Source organism: Enterococcus sp. AMC1251, from assembly GCF_058216535.1.
In genome coordinates this window covers 765,021-785,185 of record NZ_CM177098.1, presented here as the reverse complement: position 1 = coordinate 785,185, position 20,165 = coordinate 765,021, and the positions used below count along the sequence as shown (strand labels likewise).

Genomic DNA, 20,165 nt, shown 5'->3' with positions numbered 1-20,165 from the left:
TAGATTTGGTGTTTTTGTGATTTAAATGTTGCTATATTTTTGAATTATTTGAAAAAGATAGAATCACATAAAAAGAGAGCGTCTCGATATCTCTCAATAGGATTCCTCTATCATTTGTAACATTTTTCTAAATTGGCGTTTTTTAAAGTACATCAAAATCGTGCCTAGTACTGCGTCATTCATTTTTTGTAAAAAACCAAAGGATTCCATTTTTTCTGTATAGTGAATCTCACAAGATTTCTCATCAATCGGTACAATTTCATAACTTACCGAAAAATTATTTTTAGTCGTTGACGTTTGGAAATGATACGATGAATTGTCGACAATTTTTTCGACTTTGATTTTTGCTCGGCTATTCTTAGAAAATGATTTTACATATTCAAAATTATTCAATTGCTTTTTTGTTAAACTTTTCCCAGTGTGTTTGCGAATATCAAAAAGAACAGAATCAATTACTTTTCCATAAAAGTAAGGCGCTGGAATATTCATTTTTTTGGTAATTTCCATCATTTTTTCACCTCATTATTTTGCTTTTTTACTTTAGTTTCTTCAATTTCCCTTCCCTTGAAAAAGAAATAGCCGCCAACAACCACTAAGAAAATTCCTGTTGCCATGCTCAACAAATCATAGCTCATTGAAGCTGGGTTTACTGCATATAAAATTATTATGAAACCGATACTGCACATAAACAAGCCGTTTCTAATCATCTTTCATCATCCATTCTATTTTTAAACTACTGCCGCTTGGAAGTACAAGACACTGCCCCAAGATTGTGCTTTGATTATTTCTTTTGCTTTTTTAGCAGCTTCTTCTTTGTCTCCCGTTACATCAAATACTAATTTTATTCCTTTTTTTTCTTTAAATGTATACGTAAAATCATCCGCATCATAGTTTTCTAATAACTTTTTGATTTCTTCTTGTTGCATTGCACTCGCTATTGTAATCATTTTAACCTCTCCTTGGTAATAGAGCTGCTGCTTTCACTCCATTTAAAGTGAAAGCAACATACTATTTAGTTTTGTTTTATTCGAAATCTGTTGGTTCCATTCTATTCGCTGCAATAACAAACGGTGTCCATATAAGGAATGTTACAACCATACATACAATTGTGACAATTGGTGCTCTCCAGTCTGCTCCTGTTGCTAAGAATGATAACAAAATTGGAGGAACAACCCATGTTACTTGTTGTGAAACTGGTGCTACTAATCCGAAATACGTTGCTAGCCAACCAATTGTTGTTGCTACAACTGGTGCTATTAAGAATGGTACAAACATGATTGCGTTTAACACGATTGGTAAACCAAACATAATTGGTTCGTTAATATTGAAAATACCAGGCCCTAATGATAATTTACCAACAGTTAGGTAATCTGCACGTTTTGAAAATAGTAAAATCGCGATGATCAAGACGATCGTACCACCTGAACCACCAAACCATGCAAAAGCATCAAATGAACCACGAACCCACATATACGCTTTTCCATCATCAATGGCTTTCAAGACAGCTGGCGTACCAGTCAACCCTTTATACCCTTTTTGGAAAATATCGATATTGATCAATTGCGCTTGTCCCCAAATACCTTCTAAAACTGGAGCCAATACATTAGGACCATGAATACCGAAGAACCAGAAAATTTGAACGAAGATCGTTACGATCAAGACAGCTCCCAACCCTTGAGATAAGCCCAAGAATGGTTCAGCAATATATTTTTGAACAAGATCGATGATCAATTGTCCATTCGTTAATTTACCTACTACAAAGTTAATAATTGCAATAACATATAATGCGATCGTTGCAGGTAAAATCGCAGCGAACGCTTTTGATACTGCTGGCGGAACTGAATCAGGCATTTTAATCGTGATATTTGCCAACATTAATTTACAGAAAATGATAACAGAAATTGCACCCATAATCATGACCGTGAAGTAAGCGTTACCATTCAAATGATCTAATTTTAACCAACCCCAGCCGCCAGCAGTCAATCCTTCTGCTGTTGCTGACCAACCAGAATCTGCAGTGCCAGCGTTGATGGTGTTCATCAATTGTTTAGGAACAGCTGCTTCTAACGTATTAGAATACGCAAAAGCGACTCCTTGAATCAAGGTTGCTAACCCAACAATACCACCTGCTAAATCATTTACTTTGTATGCTCTTGCTAAATTATATCCCCAAGAAAAAGCAAAAATCAAACCAGCAATTGCCAAAGTCCCGTTCCAAACAAACTCGTTGATCCCAATAATAACATTAATAACTGCAAATATCCCTTTGTCTGCAACAAGGTTCGCTGCATAGTCAGAGAAAAATTGCTGTGGTAAATCACGAATGATCGCGTTGATCATTACTGCAATCGACCCTGCCATCGTTGCTGGCATTGTCCCGATAAAGGCATCACGTAGCGCAACTAGGTGTTTCTGCGCACCAATTTTCCCTGCTACAGGTAGAATGTATTTCTCCATCCAGGCTGTTAATCCATCCATTTTTTGTTCCTCCTATAAATAATATTTATTCAAAGAGTAATTAAACTCCTTAAAACAAAGTAGTTGTTAAAGTCCCGTTCAAAAAACTTTAACCTCTATTTTCTTCCGTTCAAAAAATAAAATAACACAGTTTATTCATTGTCCATACGATGATATAAATTAATGAGCCTAGACTCACATTCTTCTGTACTAGTGATTTTTTGATCATCTATTTCAAAACCGCTAAAAAAACGCTTTCAAACCATCGGTTTATCATCACATAATACTTGATCAGTCGCATAATCGCTTCTAACATTTACAACTCGTTCACTTTTTAGTTATCCATTAAAGCAATTGCTTGATCTAAAACTTTTTCACCATTCATCATCCCATAATCTGACATATTGATTACGTCAAACGGAATTCCTTTGGGTGCTAATTTTTGTTCAAATTGAGTTTTCATAAATCGAACTTGCGGACCTAAAAGTAATACGTTTACATCTTTTGCTTCTAAGTTGTTATCTGCATCTGATGCTGATACTGCGAAGATCTCTGCTTCCATTCCACGATCTTCTGCTGCTTTTTGCATTTTTGTTACTAATAAACTTGTACTCATTCCTGCTGAACAAACTAGCATAATTGTTTTTTTAGCCATTTTTGCCACTCCCCTTAAATTTGTTGTATTTACACTTTTATATAAAGCAAGAAGCGTGCCAAAAAAAGCATAGACCAAATCTAGTAATAACAAGATTTTGGTCTATACAGATTGTGTACACACTACTATTTTTCTTATCACACACTGTTTTTGTGTGCGCTTTCTTCATTGCTACAAAGCCATTTCTATTAATTTGAAAATTCATTATATTTAGTTGAAACCATTATTCTCTGATAACTCTTTGAACCAATAGCCGCTTTTCTTGATCGTTCTTTTTGCTTCTTGATCCAAATCAACCGCAATAAATCCATAACGATTTTTATAAGCGTTCAACCACGACCAATTATCCATGCAAGTCCACATATGATAGCCTTGGACCTGACTTCCTTCTTGGATTGCCTGATGCACCCATTTCAAGTGATCCGTTACAAATTCGATTCGGTAGTCATCTTCGATCATCCCCTCAGCATTTACAAAGCGTTCTTCACCTTCTACACCCATACCGTTTTCAGAAATATAGCAGCGGATATTGCCATAGTTTTCTTTCAAATTCATTAATGTGTCATAAATGCCTTTTTCATAGATTTCCCACCCACGATACGGGTTCATTTTTTTCCCTGGCATATCGTATACATCATAAAAATCTTCTGGCAGTATACTGTTTCCAGCTATTTCTATAGGCGTTTCTTTAGCTTTAACTCTGCGAGGTTGGTAATAATTTACTCCTAAAAGATCGATCGTATTTTCTGCAATCGTTGCTAGATCTTCAGGCGTTGTTTCTGGCATCAACTCTTGTTCTTTAACCCACGCTACTATATCTTGCGGAAAGTGACCTTTTACAGCAGGATCTAAAAATGAACGATTAAACAACCCGTCGACTAAATGAGCAGCTTTAACATCCTCTTCGTTTTGAGGATCTCTCGGATAGCTCGGCGTCAAATTAAGTACGATCCCGATTTCTCCTGTTAAATTCATAGCATGATACACTTCAATGGCTTTAGCACTAGCTAAGGCCTCATGATAAGCAACTTGAACACCATGTTTTAAGTTTACTTCTTCTGGATAATGCCAGCCGTATAAGTAACCACCTTCAACGGGTACGATGGGTTCATTGTGTGTAAACCATTTTTTTACGCGGTCTCCAAATAATTCAAAACAAGTTTTCGCATAAAAAACATATTGATCAACAACTTCCCGATTCAGCCATCCGCCTTCTTCTTGCAGTATCATTGGCATATCAAAGTGATACAAATTCATAAAAGGTTCGATATCTTGATCCAACAAGCTATTGATTACATCATTATAGAAATCGACTGCTTTGGGATTCACTTCTCTAGTTTTTGGATCAGGAATCAATCGGCTCCACTGAATAGATGTCCGAAAAGAATTATGCCCTGTTGCTTTCATTAATTGAATGTCTTCATGGTATTTTTTATAAAATTGAGATGTTTTTTCTGGACCGATTTTATTAAAAAATTTTTCAGGCTTTTCTTCGTACCAAAAATCCCATATGTTTTGTGCTTTTCCATCACCTTCAAAAATACCTTCTGTTTGTGGTCCGCTAGCAGCTGAACCCCACCAAAAACCGTCTGGGAACTGATAATTCATCATCGCCATCTCCTAAAATGATTTTATTTGAAAATAGATAAAATCTCCCAGAAATTGAGACAAAACAACAACTTTGTTCGTCCCACTCTCTCATAAGGAGATTTTATCTATTTATTCATTACGCTTAAATTTTTTCTTCTTGCATTTGAGCCTCTGCTTCTTGTTTTAAGAATTGATCCGTTGCTACTTTAACGAACGGGATATAGATTAATACAGAGATCACTAAGTTTACTGCAGCTAACACTCCTCCTGCGATACTCTTCGTTGCCAAGAATCCACCAATAATCGGCGGTGTTACCCATGGCGGCATAAATGTCGCAGCTGGAACAAGACCTGTTGACGTTGCGATGTATGCTGTTGTTACAAGAACCATTGGTGTAATGATAAACGGAATAAACATAATCGGATTCAATACGATCGGTAATCCAAACATTACTGGCTCATTAATATTAAAAATACCTGGTGCTAAACTTAAGTTCGTGATCACTTTAAATGGTTTGTTTTTACGTCCTACTATGAAAATAGCAATCAACAACCCTAAAGTAGCACCTGTTCCACCTAAGTTTACAAATGAATCAAAGAAAGGTTTATTCACGATATAAGGAATTTTTTCCCCTGCTTCTAACGCTTTAATATTAGCATCAATCGCTGGCACATTAATTGTTTGCATTAATGGATCGACCATATTTGCTCCATGTAAACCAAAGAACCATAAGAAAGGTGTAATAAACGCTAACAATAATGCAGATGGATAGCTATTAGCTAATCCCATAAATGGTTTTTGAACTGCTTCGTAGAAAGATACTACGATATTTTCAACACCAAATCCTAATAAAATTGATGTAATCAAACTAAAAATACTAATTGTAATCATTGCAGGTAATAATGCTGCGAATGATTTAGCAACTGCTGGTGGTACACCGTCCGGCATTTTGATGACTAATTTATCGTTTCCAACTAATCGTTGGAAAATTTCTCCTGAAATAAGTGCAATAACTAAAGCAATAAATAATCCGGTAGCGTCTGTTCCGCTTAGTCCGCCAACTGCAAAGAATGAAGCAACAGATACAGTTCCTGCAGCAATCCCATCTTTACCATAAGATTTCACTAAATTATACGCTACTAAAAATGCAACTAATATAGAAAAAATTGCGAATGTTCCATTCCAGATATTTCCACCGAAGCTCTTCCAAATCGGTGCATCATTGGCGATCATTGGAAATAATCTATCCATTAATTTTGAAAATCCAGGTATCGGTAAATTGTTGATGAGTACCGCTAGTGCGCCTAGAATCATTAGTGGCATCGTAACGACAAATGCATCACGAATTGCCACTAAGTGGCGTTGAGCCGCAATTACTGAGGCTTTTGGCATAAAATGTTTTTCCATCCATTGAACAAATCCGTCCATTTTTTGTAAATCCCCCTAAACAAAATTTATCTAAAAAGCATTTAATTTAAGCTTTTCAAATCTGTTATTATTACCGTTTCGATTTCTAACCGGTTCTTTTCCCATTTTTATTTCTCTTATTCATTATCTATGCGACGATGCAAGTCAATGATCTCTTTTGCTAAATCAGTAAAAGCAATTGATGTCATTAAGTGATCTTGACTATGAACGGTCAATAAAGTCACTTGAATATGATTCCCTTGTGCTTCTTGTGTTAACATTCCTGTTTGAGAATGGTGTGCTTGGACTAGAGATTCCTCTGCATCAGCGATTTTTTGATCTGCTAATTCGAAGTCTCCTTTTTTCGCTGCAGCAATCGCTTCCATTGCATCGCTTTTAGCGTTTCCCCCATACATGATTAATCCCATAATTGCTTCTAAATTTTGTTGCTCTTCCATAGTTTAAAACTCCATTCATTTTTATTTTGATTATTGTTCCATTAAAGCAATTGCTTGATCTAAAACTTTTTCACCATTCATCATCCCATAATCTGACATATTGATTACGTCAAACGGAATTCCTTTGGGTGCTAATTTTTGTTCAAATTGAGTTTTCATAAATCGAACTTGCGGACCTAAAAGTAATACGTTTACATCTTTTGCTTCTAAGTTGTTATCTGCATCTGATGCTGATACTGCGAAGATCTCTGCTTCCATTCCACGATCTTCTGCTGCTTTTTGCATTTTTGTTACTAATAAACTTGTACTCATTCCTGCTGAACAAACTAGCATAATTGTTTTTTTAGCCATTTTTGCCACTCCCCTTAAATTTGTTGTATTTACACTTTTATATAAAGCAAGAAGCGTGCCAAAAAAAATACAGACCAAACCTAGATATAGTAAGGTTTTGGTCTATACATTTATTTTACACACTATTATTCTCACACCTACACACTAATCAATTTTGTTTATATTTTGCAATTACTTCAATTCTATTTTCCAAAAAAAGTTGGGTTAGGTGCGCGATATCTGACTCGCTGAAAACTACACGATAGGCTTTTTCGATCACCATTAAATTCGTTCTGATGACATCTGTTTCTAGACGGTTTTTTTTCATAAATTCTGTAAGATTTTCAAATTCTTTTGATTTCTCACCTTTTAAAATGGCATCTACTAAAAATGCTAAATGGATCACAATCCCTGCATCAACACCTGGTTCTACAATGATATGCATATCTGCTTGAATTTGGTGGACTATTTTTTGTAATATCACAATCAATTTTTGTAGTGAATCAACTGCGGTGATCGTTCCGCCTAATGATTTCACGATTTTCTCCGTTGGAACTTCATCGCCCGCAATTCGTTTTAGGACATTTAGTTTCTCATCATCAAAGATATCGTAAGCAGAAAAGAATGGAATATTTTGATATTCCACATCAACAGTACCAGCTATGGCTTTTATTTCATATTCTTCCATTAGACCATCAATGTGCTTCTTAAATGCTTCTCGTTCTAAAAACTGCATTTGGATGACTTCTACTTTGCTTTCATCAATTACTGGTAAAATTCGTTGGTATAATTTTGCTGCAACGCCTTCGCCAGTAAAGCACGTCACAACCACTGCTTTTTTTACATCTTCTCGGTTTTGTGGACTCGTACGAAACTGTTCTCGAATAATACTTTCAAAAGACATTTGGATATTTTGATAAATATCTTCTAAGCTTCGTCCCACACTTGCCATCCGAATCGCTTCTAGCACAATCATGGTACTGGTCATGGTGATAGCTTTGGTTCGAATACCCGTCTCTTCAAAAATCAGATTGCCAAAAGAATTTAATGAACCCATATCCGTTAAAAGCAACATTCCATTCACAAGTTTTTCACGATGACTCAAAACAAAGCTTTTTAGCTGTTCGTACATGGTTTGAACTTCCATCGTAAGTGGCATGTTCATTGCAACTCCCGTTTCTGTACCAAGTAATTCTTGCGCTGTTTTTAGCATACTTGAAGCAGTGGAGTCGCCGTGCATCAAAACAACTACACCAACATTATTGGCATGAACTTTTTCAACATTACCAACATTGATCGATAAAAACATACTGATAAATCCAATTTCATCAAATGGAATTTCGATATTGTTTTCTTCTTCTATAATAGAAGATAAATCCATCGCTACTTGGAATTCTTTTTTCATTTTTTTACGGACATTATTTAAGTTAGGATGAACAATAACATGTCCTTCTTTCACTCGATCTATCGTACTTTGCAGATGTAAGGCAAAGGCAAAGCGAGCTTTTTCGTTATAGGTACGCTCTAATCTTTTTTCTGCAATGTCATATAATTGATCTGTCAACTTCCAAATTGGTTCTGGTAGTAGTTCTTTATGCACAGGATTTTGTGTCAATTCATCTACATAGGTTTGAAAATAAGCATCCATATCACTTGAGATCAGCTGTTCTAAATCAACATTTTCTAATTCATTTGCTGATAAAGTCGCAACTTTTTCTTCGATTTCATTATAAACTTGCATATCACGAGCTGGATCTTGCGACCAAACGACTTCATTCGTTCCTGGCTCAAAACTCAAATAATTACTTTTACTATCTACAAAACGATCTAAACGATCTGAAACTTCTTTGATTTTTAATAAGCCTTTTTGTACTTGTAGGGGGAGATCTCGTTTTTGAATGACTAAACTAGACTCATCATGCGTGCGATAATGCAGAAAAGATTTAGCACAAACAAGTTTCAAATCCCGTTTTACTTGCCCGATATTCCCTTCAGCATCATACAGCATAAAAGCAAGAAGCGCTTCTCTTTTTATGTCGATTCGTTGGTTCAAACGATTTGCTTCTTGTTTGATAAATAATGAAATAATGTCATAACGTTCGTCGAGTGAGCGGGCATCTAATGACGGTAGCGTAATCGCCATTGGAATTCTACGATTAAATGTTGTCAAAAAACTCGCAGATGATTCTGTCGTTGCACCAATGATTTGAACGGATGCTTCATGGGTTTGGCCACTTTCACCAAGTGGACGATAGATTCCTTTATCAATAAATGTAAACAGCATTTCTTGCCCTTCTGGCGGTAAGCGATGAATTTCATCAAGAAAAAGAATACCCCCGTCAGCTTTCGTCATTAAACCTGGGCTATCATCATTCGCACCAGTAAATGCTCCCTTTTTGACTCCAAAAATATGGCCAAAAAGCAACTGCGGATTTTGAGCGTAATCTGCACAGTTAAATGAAACAAAGGGAGCATCCACTGCCAATGTTTTAGAATCAACCGCAAAATGATACATACATTCAGCAAATAGTGATTTCCCTGTTCCAGTCTCACCGAAAATAATTGTATGTAAGCCGCGTGGCGGATATAAAATCGCCGCTTTTGCTTGCTGTATGCTAATCTTTAATGAATCATGAGCTCCTACTAAATTATCAAACGTTACTTCGCTGGAGCTATCTACGTGCACTTTGTCTTCTTCTGTTACAGCCGAATAGACAACAGGGCGACCATCACTTTTAATGATTTTGTGTTCTTTAAACAATTCACTTAAATAGCGACTGGCATTGCTTCGATCGATCGCCAGTTCACTTGCGACATCTGCCGCCGTCATGCCTTGTTTTTTCAAATTTAAAACCGCTAAAATCTCATCTTTTCTAGATTTCATGGATAGCCTCCTTAAATCATGACGTTCTAACTTTTCATCTATTATTCAGACGTAGACGGCTTCCGTCTAGCCCCTTTATTTTTATTATTTTTCGGACGATTTTTAGACTTTGCTACCTTTTTGATTGATAATTGTTGGGTCATTTTTTCTTTTTTAGCCGTTGTACTTGAAGGAAACGTTTTTTCTTCCGTCGAACTTTTCTCTTTTCTAGTCAGGTGTATTGCACCATCGTAAAGAAAAATTTCTTTGGACGGATAATCGATTTTTTTCATCAATCGTTGATAATCTCTTTTGGTTGCATCATTTACAAATGTAATGACAGAACCTGTAGCTCCCATCCGTCCAACACGCCCAGCTCGATGAATATAGCTTTCTTCTGACAAAGGAACTTCCGCATTCACAACAAATGGAATCGCCTCAAAATCTAATCCTCTAGCAGCGATATCCGTCGTCAAAAGCATCACTGCTTGTTTATTGGAGAATTGATCGATCGCTAATTTACGCAATGTTTTGTTCTGATCTGAGGCAAGACCTGCGACTGCCAATCCTTCATAAATCAATTTTTCTTCTACCGAACCTAAATCAGCCACTTGATTGAAGAATACCATCGCCCGAAAATCTGGCGTATAAGCTAAGCTTCTTAAATGGTCACTTTTCTTTCTAGGAGACAAAGTCATAAAATAATGCTTCACTACGCCTCCAGACTGATCTTCATTTGTTACGTCGATGATCGTCAACTGATTCGCTAATTTTTGAGCTTCTTCCGCCACTCGATCTGCTGTTGCAGAATAAAAAACTAATTGAAACTCAGTTGGCGCACTTGTTAGAATTTGTTTCGTTAAATTTAATTCTTTATCATGGAATAGTTGGTCTACTTCATCCATGACAACGGTCTGAAGTAAATGGCTTTTGATTTTCTTTGTTTTGATCAATTCTAATATACGTCCTGGTGTGCCTACTAAAATTTCTGGTTTCTTTTTTAGTTTTTCAATTTGACGGCCGACATTTGCTCCACCTATCAGACTTTGTGTTTTTAATTGAAGTAATGCTGCCCAATCACGTACAACTTGGCTGATTTGTACAGCAAGCTCTTGTGAAGGTGCCAAAATTAATAACTGACTGCCTTGATCTTTTTCTATATTTAAAAGCAGGGGTAAAATGTAAGCCAAAGTTTTTCCTGAACCTGTTGGGGAAATCCCTAAAACATTCTCTTTTTCTTTTAAAGGCTGGAAACTTTTTTGTTGGATCATTGATGGCTCGCTAAAACCAGAAGCTTGCCAATGTTCTTGCCAAGCTTCTGGTAAATGTTTGATAAATGTCATAATAGTCCTCTCTTTATTAAAACTGTTTATTCTTTATCCGCATCAAAAATGATGCCGGCACTCTTTCTTAAAGCTGTTACTACTTTATTCACATTACGTGATAATTCCACCCATTCTTCGTAACGTACACCCATTGTTGGATCGTTAGGATTTTCAAGTACATCTGCAAAATCATTGGCTTCTTCAATCATCGGGTTTTCTTCTGTTGTTAAAGAAATGATATCACGTTCTTGATGATTTCGGTCATAAAATTCTGCTTTAGAAATAGCATTAACACTATCTAAAATCAATGTTCCGCCATCAAAATAAATTTCAGAATCTAAGAAAGAATCTACGTTTTTTCCTGTCTGTAATGTCACATCAAACAAGTCATATCTTAAAATAGCCGTACCGATTCCGTCCACATCTGTCGGGATTTTTCTGGCAAAATAATGACTTTCATTCGGCATACCAAACCAACCGACAGCAGCATAAACTAAATAAACACCGAGATCCGCCATAGCACCTCCAGAAAAATGAGGTGAAAAGATATTTGGCTCTTGTCCATCAAGTACTTGGTCATAGCGTGAAGAATATTTCATATAAGTAAAGTTTGCACCGGTAATTTGATTTTTTAAAGGCAATAAATCACGAATTTTCTTGAAGCTCTTCTCATGGATATTGCGGGCTGCTTCAAAAAAGAAGACTTTTTGCTGATTCGCTAAGTTAATGATTTCTACCATTTCTGCCGGCGTTGAGAAGGCTGGTTTTTCAACAATAATATTTTTTCCAGCCAAAATTCCTTGTTTGGCTTGTTCAAAATGAAGAGAATTAGGTGAAGCGATATAAACCGTGTCCATATGCGCAATACCGAAAAATGTGTTTAAATCCGTTGCATATTCAACCTCACCATATTCTTCACCAAATTTTTGAGCTGTTTCTAATTTACGTGAATAAACCGCTGTTAAATCATAGCGATTTGTTTCCAATGCTGCTTTGACAAATTGATGACTAATCCAGTTTGTGCCAATAATACCTAAGTGAATCATGTTTACCCTCACCTTTCTGAATTTGGATCTTCAAACGTTGTTGTGACATCAAACGGTACCTGATGCTCTATTGCTATTGTATCAGGAGTGACACTACAATTGTAAGCAATGACACTTAATCCTTGTTTTTTCCCTGATAAAATCATTTGCGCTAAAGTTGGTTGCATATTACTGTGGATTGTCGCTATTTCAACATTTTCAAACTGTATCACAAATAACACGTAACTTTGATATCCTTCTTTTATCGCTTCGATCAATTCTGTCACGTGTTTCAAACCACGCAACGTTGGTGCATCAGGAAATGCGCCTATTGCATGATTTTCTAAGGTCATTCCTTTTACTTCAACAAATGCTTGATTACCAGTATCTGTCTCTATCAATAGATCAAATTGAGACTGCGCAAAACGCTTTTCTCTTTTCACTGAAACTATCGCGCCTCTCAACCCCGGCAAAGTGATTGTACCATTCTGGATCGCTTGAGCAGCCAATGTATTTGGAATTTGACTGTCAATATTAAACCAATCGGCCTTTTTTTTGACGGCAATTAGATCATAGTCTGTTTTTCTTTTTGGCGAAGGCTGAAACGACAATGCAACCTCAACTTCTGGTTGAAATAGTTCTTTGCAGCGACCAGTATTCTTCACGTGAACCGTTACCATTTCGCCGGTTTCCTGTAAACGACACCTTGCAATAAAACGATTTGGTCTATCAATAAAATACGCTAAATGCACGTTCGGATATGTAATCATTTTAACACCCTTTCTTCAAAACAATACCATATTTTTAATGAAAAAGCACCGTCAAACTTTTCAAATAGCACTTAATATATTTGAATAGAAATTGAAAAAAGCAATCTCCTCAGGTTTAAAAATAGCTGGACTTCATTAAATTTTTTCATAGGAATAGATTTTCGAATAGTTTGTTTTTTAATTTCGTGCTATGATTGTTTTAGAGGAGAATGATAGTATGAAAAAGCATTGGTCATTATTTTTAGGTGCATCACTTGTTACAGGTATTGCTGGTTCGTTGTTTTTGAGAAAGAAGCAGGGGAAACAACCATCCCATTCAGATATTCCTAATTTGTATAAAAGTTATTTAGGTAGTTGGTGGTTTATTAATAAAATAAAAGCTACACAACATACATTAACGATCGAAGATGATCTGCAGATCACTATTGACGGTAAAAAATTAAGTTACATGTTAGTGGAGTTGACCAAAAAACGATTAGTCGCCCAAGATGAATATGGCTATCATTTGATCGTTCAATGTTTGAATGACAGACCTGCATCACTCTATGATGAAGCAGATGATGCTACTTATGTTTTGGAAGCAACTGATTCTTTGGACAGTCCTAAAGAAACATAAAAGAAGCGATCCCCGTAATTGTTTTATACGGGATGCTTCTTTTTTTCAATTGTTTTATAGTTCATCGATTTGTTTGCGTTCTTTGGTTTTACTTAATTTTCCTTCTCGTTTTTTTAGTTCAGTTTTGATATCCTCCAAAGAAACTCCTTTTTCAACCAACAAAACCAACATATGATAAATTAGGTCAGATGTTTCAGAAATTAGTTCTACTTGATCATTTTTAGCTGCAATGATGACTTCTGTTGCCTCTTCTCCAACTTTTTTTAAAATTTTGTCTATCCCTTGTTTGAATAGATAATTCGTGTAAGAACCTTCTTTGGGATTTTCTTTACGGGCGAGTATTTCTTCATAGAGTGTTTCGATCATTCTTTTCCCTCCGTTATTCTAGCTAATTACGTTGAAAAAACAGCTATGTTCGCCAGTATGACAAGCATGTCCTGTTTGTTCAACGGTAATCAGTAAGGTATCTTTATCGCAATCAGTAACGATACTTTTTACATGTTGCGTATGACCACTCGTTGCCCCCTTATTCCACAATTGTTGGCGGGAACGTGAATAAAACCAAGTGGTTCCTGTTTCAAGCGTTTTTTTATAACTTTCTTCATTCATATAAGCGAGCATCAAGACTTCATTTGTTTTTGCTTCTACGATAATTGCTGGTAATAAGCCTTTGGTAAAATCTGGTTTCATCGCCGTACCTCCATTCCTTTGAATGCTAATGCTTCTTTCACAGCAGGGATGTTTACTTCACCATAATGAAAAATACTTGCAGCTAAAGCGGCACTAACTTTTGTTTGCTCAAATACTGCCACAATATCTGCAGCATTGCCACATCCGCCTGACGCAATCACAGGAACATTTACAGCAGAACTGACGGCTTGATTTAGCGAAATATCATAGCCTTTTTTGGTTCCATCTGCATTCATGCTTGTCAGTAAAATCTCACCCGCACCCAGTGCTACAGCTTTTTTAGCCCAATCTATCACATCTAATCCAGTATCTTCACGTCCACCTTTAACAAAAACATGCCAAGAATCGCCTGTTCGTTTCGCATCAATTGCGACGACAATACATTGTGAGCCAAATTTTTCAGCACCTTCTCTGATTAATTCTGGTTGTTGGATGGCTGCTGAATTAAGCGAAATTTTATCCGCACCAGCTTGCAGCATTTTTTTCATATCAGAAACACTACGGATACCACCGCCAATAGTTAAAGGAATAAATACTTCTGCGGCCGTCCGTTCAACTACTTCAATCATCGTCTCTCGGTTATCACTAGTAGCCGTAATATCTAAGAAAACCAGCTCATCGGCTCCTTGTTCATTATAAGCCCGTGCGATGGCTACTGGATCGCCAACGTCTTGTAAATCAACGAAATTAACACCTTTAACCACTCGTCCATCTGTTACATCTAAACAAGGAATAATGCGCTTAGTCAGCATTTTTCTCCACCTCCAACATATCTGCTAAGTTGATGGCACCGTTATAAAATGCTTTTCCGACGATGGCACCATACAATCCTAATTCGGCTAGTTTCACTAAGTCGCCTTTGCTGCTGACACCGCCTGACGCAATAATCCGCACATCTGGTACAACATTCGATAGCTTCACGTAATCTTCAAACGTTGGTCCTGTTAAGGTTCCATCTTTGGCAATATCTGTGTAGATGATTGTTTTGACACCAATCGTTGCCATCTTTTTAGCCATTTGTAAATAGTCTGTTTCACTAACATCTAGCCAACCGCTAATAGCGACTTTTCCATTTTTAGCATCGATACCGACCGCAATTTTATCCCCATATTTCAAAACGGCTTCTTTCACTAATCCCGGATCTCTCAATGCTGCTGAACCGATAATAATTCGGTCAATTCCAAGTGCTATATAAGCATCTATTTGTTCCAACGTACGGATGCCTCCACCAACTTGGATTCTTAAGCCCGTCGTTTGTTTTATTTGCTCGACCAAAGAAGCATTAGAGGCTTTTCCAACCAAGGCACCATCTAAATCAACAACATGTATCATCTGAATACCTGCTGCTTTAAATTCTTTTGCTTGTGCTACTGGATTAGGATTGACGATCGTTTTTTGCAGAAAATCACCTTGAACTAAGCGAACAGCTTTTCCTTCTCTAATGTCAATTGCGGGTAAAACGTGCATGCTCCACAACCTCCTTAAATCCTCTTAAAATCGTAAGACCTGCCTCACTACTTTTTTCTGGATGAAATTGCGTTCCGTAAATATTTCCCTTTGAGATCATCGCGGGTACTTTAATTGAATATTGTACCAATGCATCGATCACATCAGGTTCGCAATCCACGTAATAGGAGTGAACAAAATAGACATACTCTCCTTCTACTTCTTTGGTTAATAATGTTTCTTTCGTCACAACTAGTTTATTCCATCCCATATGTGGAACGGGTAATTCAGGATCATCTGGCAATTTTTCGCAAATTCCTTCGATCACCCCTAAACCTTCTGTAAATCCATTTTCCATACTACCCTCTAAAAGCAACTGCATCCCTAAACAGACCCCTAAAATTGGTGTACCTTTTTGTGCCACTTCTTGGATCACGCTGACTAATCCACGTTGCTTTAATTCCGCCATTGCTAATGAAAATGAACCTACACCCGGTAGAATCAATCCATCTGCAGCTCGAATTTCATTAGGATCAGCAGAAATTTTATTTGCTAAACCAACGCAATCTAACGCCTTTTGAACATTGCGGGTATTTCCAGTATCGTAATCAATGATAATAATCATTTACAAAATTCCCTTCGTGGAGTTAATTCCTTGAATAGCCGGATTTTCAGTCATTGCCTCTCTTAGCGCTCGACCTGTCGCTTTAAATAGTGCTTCTATTTTATGATGGGTATTTTTCCCATGCAAAATGCTTAAATGGAGATTCATTTGAGCGTTAAAAGCAAGTGCTTGAAAAAATTCTTCTGTTAACTCTGTGTCAAAATCTCCAAGTTTAGGATTATCGAATGCTGCATCAAACACCAGATAAGATCGCCCGCTTAAATCTAAAGAAGCCATCCCCAAAGACTCATCCATCGGTACAAAACTTGTCCCATAGCGATTGATTCCTGATTTATCCCCTAAGGCTTCCCGAATACATTGCCCTAAAACAATCCCAACATCTTCTACCGTATGATGACTATCCACTTCTAAATCACCATCTACTTTTACTTCTAAAGAAATACGACTGTGACGGGCAAATAAAATCAACATATGATCAAAAAATCCAACACCCGTTTGAATACTGACAGGTTCTTGACGATCTAAATCAAGTGTCAACTCAATTTTCGTTTCTGCAGTGTCTCTTTTTAACGTTGCTGTTCTCATTCCTTTTCCCCCAGTATAAAATCTATTTTATAATCAGTCAAAACGACATTCAACTGCTCTAGCATGTGCTTCTAAGCCTTCTTTTCTTGCTAAAAGTGCAATCTTATCTTTGGCTTGTGCTAAAGCTTCTTTTGTATAATAGGTGACTTGGCTATACTTCACAAAATCATACACACCTAAAGGCGAATAAAATTTTGCCGTACCGCTTGTCGGCAAGACATGATTCGTTCCTGAAAAATAATCTCCCACCGGTTCTGATGCGTACTCTCCCAAAAAAATGGATCCAGCATTCTTGATTTCATGTAGATAACTGATCGGATCAGCTAATTGTACTTCTAAATGTTCTGGCGCAATCTCATTCATGATGATAAACATTGCTTCCACTGTAGAGGTAAGAATGATCAATCCTTGATTTTTAATTGCTTTTTCAGCGATTTCTTTGCGTGGTAATGTCTGTAACTGTTGATAAATTTCTTTTTCGACTTGTTTTGCAAGTTGGACTGAATTCGTTACTAATATTGCTCTGGCAAGCGTATCATGTTCCGCTTGAGACAGCAAATCAGCCGCAATATAGGTAGGATTTGCTGTCTCATCGGCCAAAATACAAATTTCAGAAGGCCCTGCGATCATATCAATTCCCACTGCACCAAATACTTGTTTTTTAGCAGTTGCTACATAAATATTGCCCGGTCCTACAATTTTATCCACTTTAGGTACAGTTTCAGTTCCATATGCAAGAGCCGCAATTCCCTGCGCCCCGCCAATTTGAAAAATTTTATCTACTCCTGCAATTTTTGCTGCTGCTAAAATCACATCTGAGATTCCATCAACTGAAGGGGGCGTAATCATGATGATTTCTTTCACACCAGCAATTTTTGCAGGTAAAACATTCATCAATACAGAGGACGGATAGGCAGCCGTTCCACCTGGCACATAAACGCCTACCTGAGCCAAGGGCAACACTAACTGTCCACGTAAAACGCCTGATTTTTCTGTATCCATAAAATCATGTTGCTTTTGTTTGTCATGGTAACTTACAATATTGTCTTTGGCCGCTTCTAAGACTGCAATCACTTCTTTTTCTACTCGCTGAAATCCTAACTCAATTGTTTCCTTCGAGATAGATAGATCCTTTAGTTCAACTTGATCGAATTTTTTAGTGTATGTCCTCAGCGCTTGATCGCCGTTTTCAATCACTTGTTGAATGATCTGACGAACCTGTTCTTCCACTTGCTGATTGTTCTTTTGAGTCAGTCGAACCTCATTATTTAAAGTTGTTAAAATTTCTGACGTTTCCCCTGATAGCCATTTCATGTTTCTCCTCCTTCAATCACTGATTCTAGTTCGTCAAATAATTGAAAAATTGCTTGACGCTTACGTTTTAGCATCACTTTGTTTACGATCACCCTAGCCGAAATTGAACAGATATCTTCAAATATTTCTAAGCCATTCTCTTTCAAGGTCGTTCCAGTCTCTACGATATCAACAATTGCATCGGCCAAACCTAAAACTGGTGCAATTTCCACTGATCCTTCAATCTTAATGATTTCAACATCTTCTCCCTTTTTACGAAAATGTTCTGACGCAACGCTTGGATACTTTGTTGCAATTCGTTTTCTTTTATAATCATCTGGTTGATAATTTTTTGTGGAGGCAACCGAAAACTTGCACACACCAATCTTTAGATCCAACATTTCATAATAGCCAAGTGAATGCTCAATTAGTACATCTTTCCCTACGATCCCCAAATCAGCAACGCCATGTCGCACATAGGTCGTCACGTCGGCAGCTTTCACTAAAAGAAACGTAAAACGATGATCAGGACTAGTAAAAATTAATTTTCGTTGCTTATCCTGCATAAATGAAGTATCAATTCCTGCTTGTTTAAATAGTGATAATGTTTGTTTTTCTAAACGCCCCTTTGTTAAGGCAATCGTTAAATGTGTCAATCTCTCTCACCTACTTTTATTACATGTATTTTATCCTGAGTTACTTCAATAATCTGGTGATATTGCCATTTTTCTCCATAGTTTAACGCTTCTTCCAATGTTTCAAATAAGGATAACTGATAACTAGGATTCTCTTTTACTAGCGCTTCTATTTTTGCTAACTGCGTTAAAGAACCATGAACTAAGGTCGTTGGCTGATCTAAAAAAGCGAGATCATTGATTTGATATTGCAAAGCAACTAAAGTATCTAAATTAATTCCGAGTCCAACAGCTGGGATCATTGGATGTCCGAATTGTTCTGCTAAATGGTCATAACGCCCACCTCGTAGAAAAATATCAGGCACTAAATCAGCATAACCGCTAAATAATATACCAGTATAATAATCCATCCGAGCAACTAATCCTAAATCAATAGTTAATGAAATTTTTTGGTGATAGCTTTTAATGATATTTATTAAGCTCTCTATTTCATCAAAGATCTTCATGATTGGTGATTCTTCTGGTAAAAGCCTTTTGGCAAGGGGAAACACATCTGTAGCTTCACCAAATAATCTTGGAATTGCGCAAATAAATGCATCTAATTCACTTGGATATCTCGACACAAATTGTTTAAGATCAGTTATACTTTTATTATTGAAATAAAACTGAAGTTCTACTTTTGCTGCATCGTTTAACTCAAGTGACAATACAATCAAACGAAAAATTTGTGCGTGCCCTAATTCAAAATGAAAATTGGGGATATTCAGCTCTTCTAAAATTTCAACAGCGCAAGTGATACATTCTACTTCTGCTTTTAGAGAAGAATAGCCAATCAATTCGATTCCTACTTGCGTCAATTCATTTTTTTCTCCTAACATGTCATCATTTGAGCGAAATACTTTCCCACTATAAGATAATTTAAGTGGTGATTGAATACCTGTCGATGCAATCACACGACCAATCGGCATTGTCATATCAGGTCGCAAAACAAGTAAACGCCCTTGCTTGTCAAAAAAACGATAAAATTCATGTTCATTTTTTTCCTCACGGCAAAACACATCTTCGAACTCAATTACTGGCGTATCGATTCGTTGATAACCTCTTGTATTTACAATATCATTAATCTGTTTTTCTAACTGATAAGCACCATTGGCTTCTCGGAATAATTTATCTTTCGTTCCAGATGGTAAATTTCGATTCCATTTCATTAAGTTCCCTCCTCTGATATAGGTAACAATATTCGCTGATTTTATCTTTCTCCCTGTAGGCTAATTTGTGTCGCTAGACCAAAAAAAAGCCCCTTGGCAAATAAGCCAAGAGGACGAGAAATTTTTCACGTGGTCCCACCTCAGATTTGTTTTTACTTCACAGTAAAAACCTCTGTTAGTTAGATA

General features: G+C 36.8%; 23 protein-coding genes and 1 other annotated feature (1 of these 24 only partly in view). Of the genes, 1 reads left to right on the top strand and 22 read right to left on the bottom strand.

The features are described from left to right. Positions 1-93 precede the first annotated feature (93 nt). The 13 genes from AC4BBR_RS03725 to sfsA all read right to left on the bottom strand — a co-directional run bounded on the left by AC4BBR_RS03725 (position 94) and on the right by sfsA (position 12,878). Positions 94-507, bottom strand: a complete 414-nt coding sequence (locus AC4BBR_RS03725) for a DUF3284 domain-containing protein (protein ID WP_490462068.1) — start codon at positions 505-507, stop codon at positions 94-96. Then, positions 507-707, bottom strand: coding sequence for a DUF3188 domain-containing protein (locus tag AC4BBR_RS03720; RefSeq protein ID WP_490461227.1), 201 nt, complete (start codon positions 705-707; stop codon positions 507-509). Before AC4BBR_RS03720 ends, AC4BBR_RS03725 begins: the two co-directional genes overlap by 1 nt. Before the next feature lie 21 nt (positions 708-728). After that, positions 729-947, bottom strand: a complete 219-nt coding sequence (locus AC4BBR_RS03715) for a hypothetical protein (RefSeq protein ID WP_490461226.1) — start codon at positions 945-947, stop codon at positions 729-731. A 76-nt stretch (positions 948-1,023) separates the two neighbouring features. Further along, a complete protein-coding gene (locus AC4BBR_RS03710; RefSeq protein ID WP_490461225.1) occupies positions 1,024-2,478 on the bottom strand; it encodes a PTS sugar transporter subunit IIC in 1,455 nt (484 codons plus the stop codon). Positions 2,479-2,791: 313 nt separating this feature from the next. Then, positions 2,792-3,112 carry a PTS sugar transporter subunit IIB gene (locus tag AC4BBR_RS03705; RefSeq protein ID WP_490461224.1) on the bottom strand — a complete coding sequence of 107 codons (321 nt, stop codon included), beginning with the start codon at positions 3,110-3,112 and terminating at the stop codon, positions 2,792-2,794. A 210-nt stretch (positions 3,113-3,322) separates the two neighbouring features. Further along, entirely contained in the window at positions 3,323-4,720 is a 1,398-nt protein-coding gene (locus AC4BBR_RS03700) for a glycoside hydrolase family 1 protein (RefSeq protein WP_490461223.1), read from the bottom strand. A 124-nt stretch (positions 4,721-4,844) separates the two neighbouring features. Next, entirely contained in the window at positions 4,845-6,131 is a 1,287-nt protein-coding gene (locus AC4BBR_RS03695; RefSeq protein ID WP_490461222.1) for a PTS sugar transporter subunit IIC, read from the bottom strand. A gap of 116 nt (positions 6,132-6,247) precedes the next feature. Next, positions 6,248-6,568, bottom strand: a complete 321-nt coding sequence (locus AC4BBR_RS03690; protein ID WP_490461221.1) for a PTS lactose/cellobiose transporter subunit IIA — start codon at positions 6,566-6,568, stop codon at positions 6,248-6,250. A 30-nt stretch (positions 6,569-6,598) separates the two neighbouring features. Then, a complete protein-coding gene (locus AC4BBR_RS03685; protein WP_490461220.1) occupies positions 6,599-6,919 on the bottom strand; it encodes a PTS sugar transporter subunit IIB in 321 nt (106 codons plus the stop codon). Between the two features lie 148 nt (positions 6,920-7,067). Beyond that, positions 7,068-9,782, bottom strand: coding sequence for a sigma-54-dependent transcriptional regulator (locus AC4BBR_RS03680; protein ID WP_490461219.1), 2,715 nt, complete (start codon positions 9,780-9,782; stop codon positions 7,068-7,070). Positions 9,783-9,823: 41 nt separating this feature from the next. Then, positions 9,824-11,104, bottom strand: coding sequence for a DEAD/DEAH box helicase (locus AC4BBR_RS03675; protein ID WP_490461218.1), 1,281 nt, complete (start codon positions 11,102-11,104; stop codon positions 9,824-9,826). 26 nt (positions 11,105-11,130) lie between these two features. After that, entirely contained in the window at positions 11,131-12,132 is a 1,002-nt protein-coding gene (locus tag AC4BBR_RS03670) for a Gfo/Idh/MocA family protein (RefSeq protein ID WP_490461217.1), read from the bottom strand. Between the two features lie 8 nt (positions 12,133-12,140). Beyond that, a complete protein-coding gene (gene sfsA, locus AC4BBR_RS03665; protein ID WP_490462067.1) occupies positions 12,141-12,878 on the bottom strand; it encodes a DNA/RNA nuclease SfsA in 738 nt (245 codons plus the stop codon). A gap of 220 nt (positions 12,879-13,098) precedes the next feature. Between sfsA and AC4BBR_RS03660 the strand changes: the two genes are divergently transcribed. Then, positions 13,099-13,497, top strand: coding sequence for a DUF4828 domain-containing protein (locus AC4BBR_RS03660; RefSeq protein ID WP_490461216.1), 399 nt, complete (start codon positions 13,099-13,101; stop codon positions 13,495-13,497). A gap of 54 nt (positions 13,498-13,551) precedes the next feature. Here the strand turns inward: AC4BBR_RS03660 and hisE are convergent, their stop codons facing one another. Genes hisE through hisZ form a run of 9 tightly spaced genes read right to left on the bottom strand, consistent with a single transcriptional unit; the run spans position 13,552 to position 19,979 of the window. Beyond that, positions 13,552-13,863, bottom strand: a complete 312-nt coding sequence (gene hisE / locus AC4BBR_RS03655; RefSeq protein WP_490461215.1) for a phosphoribosyl-ATP diphosphatase — start codon at positions 13,861-13,863, stop codon at positions 13,552-13,554. 18 nt (positions 13,864-13,881) lie between these two features. Continuing rightward, positions 13,882-14,187, bottom strand: a complete 306-nt coding sequence (hisI, locus tag AC4BBR_RS03650; protein ID WP_490461214.1) for a phosphoribosyl-AMP cyclohydrolase — start codon at positions 14,185-14,187, stop codon at positions 13,882-13,884. Continuing rightward, positions 14,184-14,939: an imidazole glycerol phosphate synthase subunit HisF gene (gene hisF / locus AC4BBR_RS03645; protein ID WP_490461213.1), complete on the bottom strand. Its 756-nt coding sequence runs from the start codon at positions 14,937-14,939 to the stop codon at positions 14,184-14,186. The genes hisI and hisF overlap by 4 nt, the downstream gene beginning before the upstream one ends. Then, the gene (gene hisA / locus AC4BBR_RS03640; protein WP_490461212.1) at positions 14,929-15,654 is read right to left on the bottom strand and encodes a 1-(5-phosphoribosyl)-5-[(5-phosphoribosylamino)methylideneamino]imidazole-4-carboxamide isomerase; all 726 of its coding nucleotides are present in this window, start codon (positions 15,652-15,654) and stop codon (positions 14,929-14,931) included. The genes hisF and hisA overlap by 11 nt, the downstream gene beginning before the upstream one ends. Beyond that, positions 15,632-16,258, bottom strand: a complete 627-nt coding sequence (gene hisH, locus AC4BBR_RS03635; RefSeq protein WP_490461211.1) for an imidazole glycerol phosphate synthase subunit HisH — start codon at positions 16,256-16,258, stop codon at positions 15,632-15,634. The genes hisA and hisH overlap by 23 nt, the downstream gene beginning before the upstream one ends. Next, positions 16,259-16,843: an imidazoleglycerol-phosphate dehydratase HisB gene (gene hisB, locus AC4BBR_RS03630; protein WP_490461210.1), complete on the bottom strand. Its 585-nt coding sequence runs from the start codon at positions 16,841-16,843 to the stop codon at positions 16,259-16,261. A 33-nt stretch (positions 16,844-16,876) separates the two neighbouring features. Then, positions 16,877-18,157: a histidinol dehydrogenase gene (gene hisD / locus AC4BBR_RS03625; protein ID WP_490461209.1), complete on the bottom strand. Its 1,281-nt coding sequence runs from the start codon at positions 18,155-18,157 to the stop codon at positions 16,877-16,879. Next, the gene (gene hisG, locus AC4BBR_RS03620) at positions 18,154-18,792 is read right to left on the bottom strand and encodes an ATP phosphoribosyltransferase (protein WP_490461208.1); all 639 of its coding nucleotides are present in this window, start codon (positions 18,790-18,792) and stop codon (positions 18,154-18,156) included. Before hisG ends, hisD begins: the two co-directional genes overlap by 4 nt. After that, positions 18,789-19,979 carry an ATP phosphoribosyltransferase regulatory subunit gene (hisZ, locus tag AC4BBR_RS03615; RefSeq protein ID WP_490461207.1) on the bottom strand — a complete coding sequence of 397 codons (1,191 nt, stop codon included), beginning with the start codon at positions 19,977-19,979 and terminating at the stop codon, positions 18,789-18,791. The genes hisG and hisZ overlap by 4 nt, the downstream gene beginning before the upstream one ends. Positions 19,980-20,085: 106 nt before the next feature. After that, positions 20,086-20,165, bottom strand: a binding site (T-box leader) (it continues 194 nt past the right edge of the window).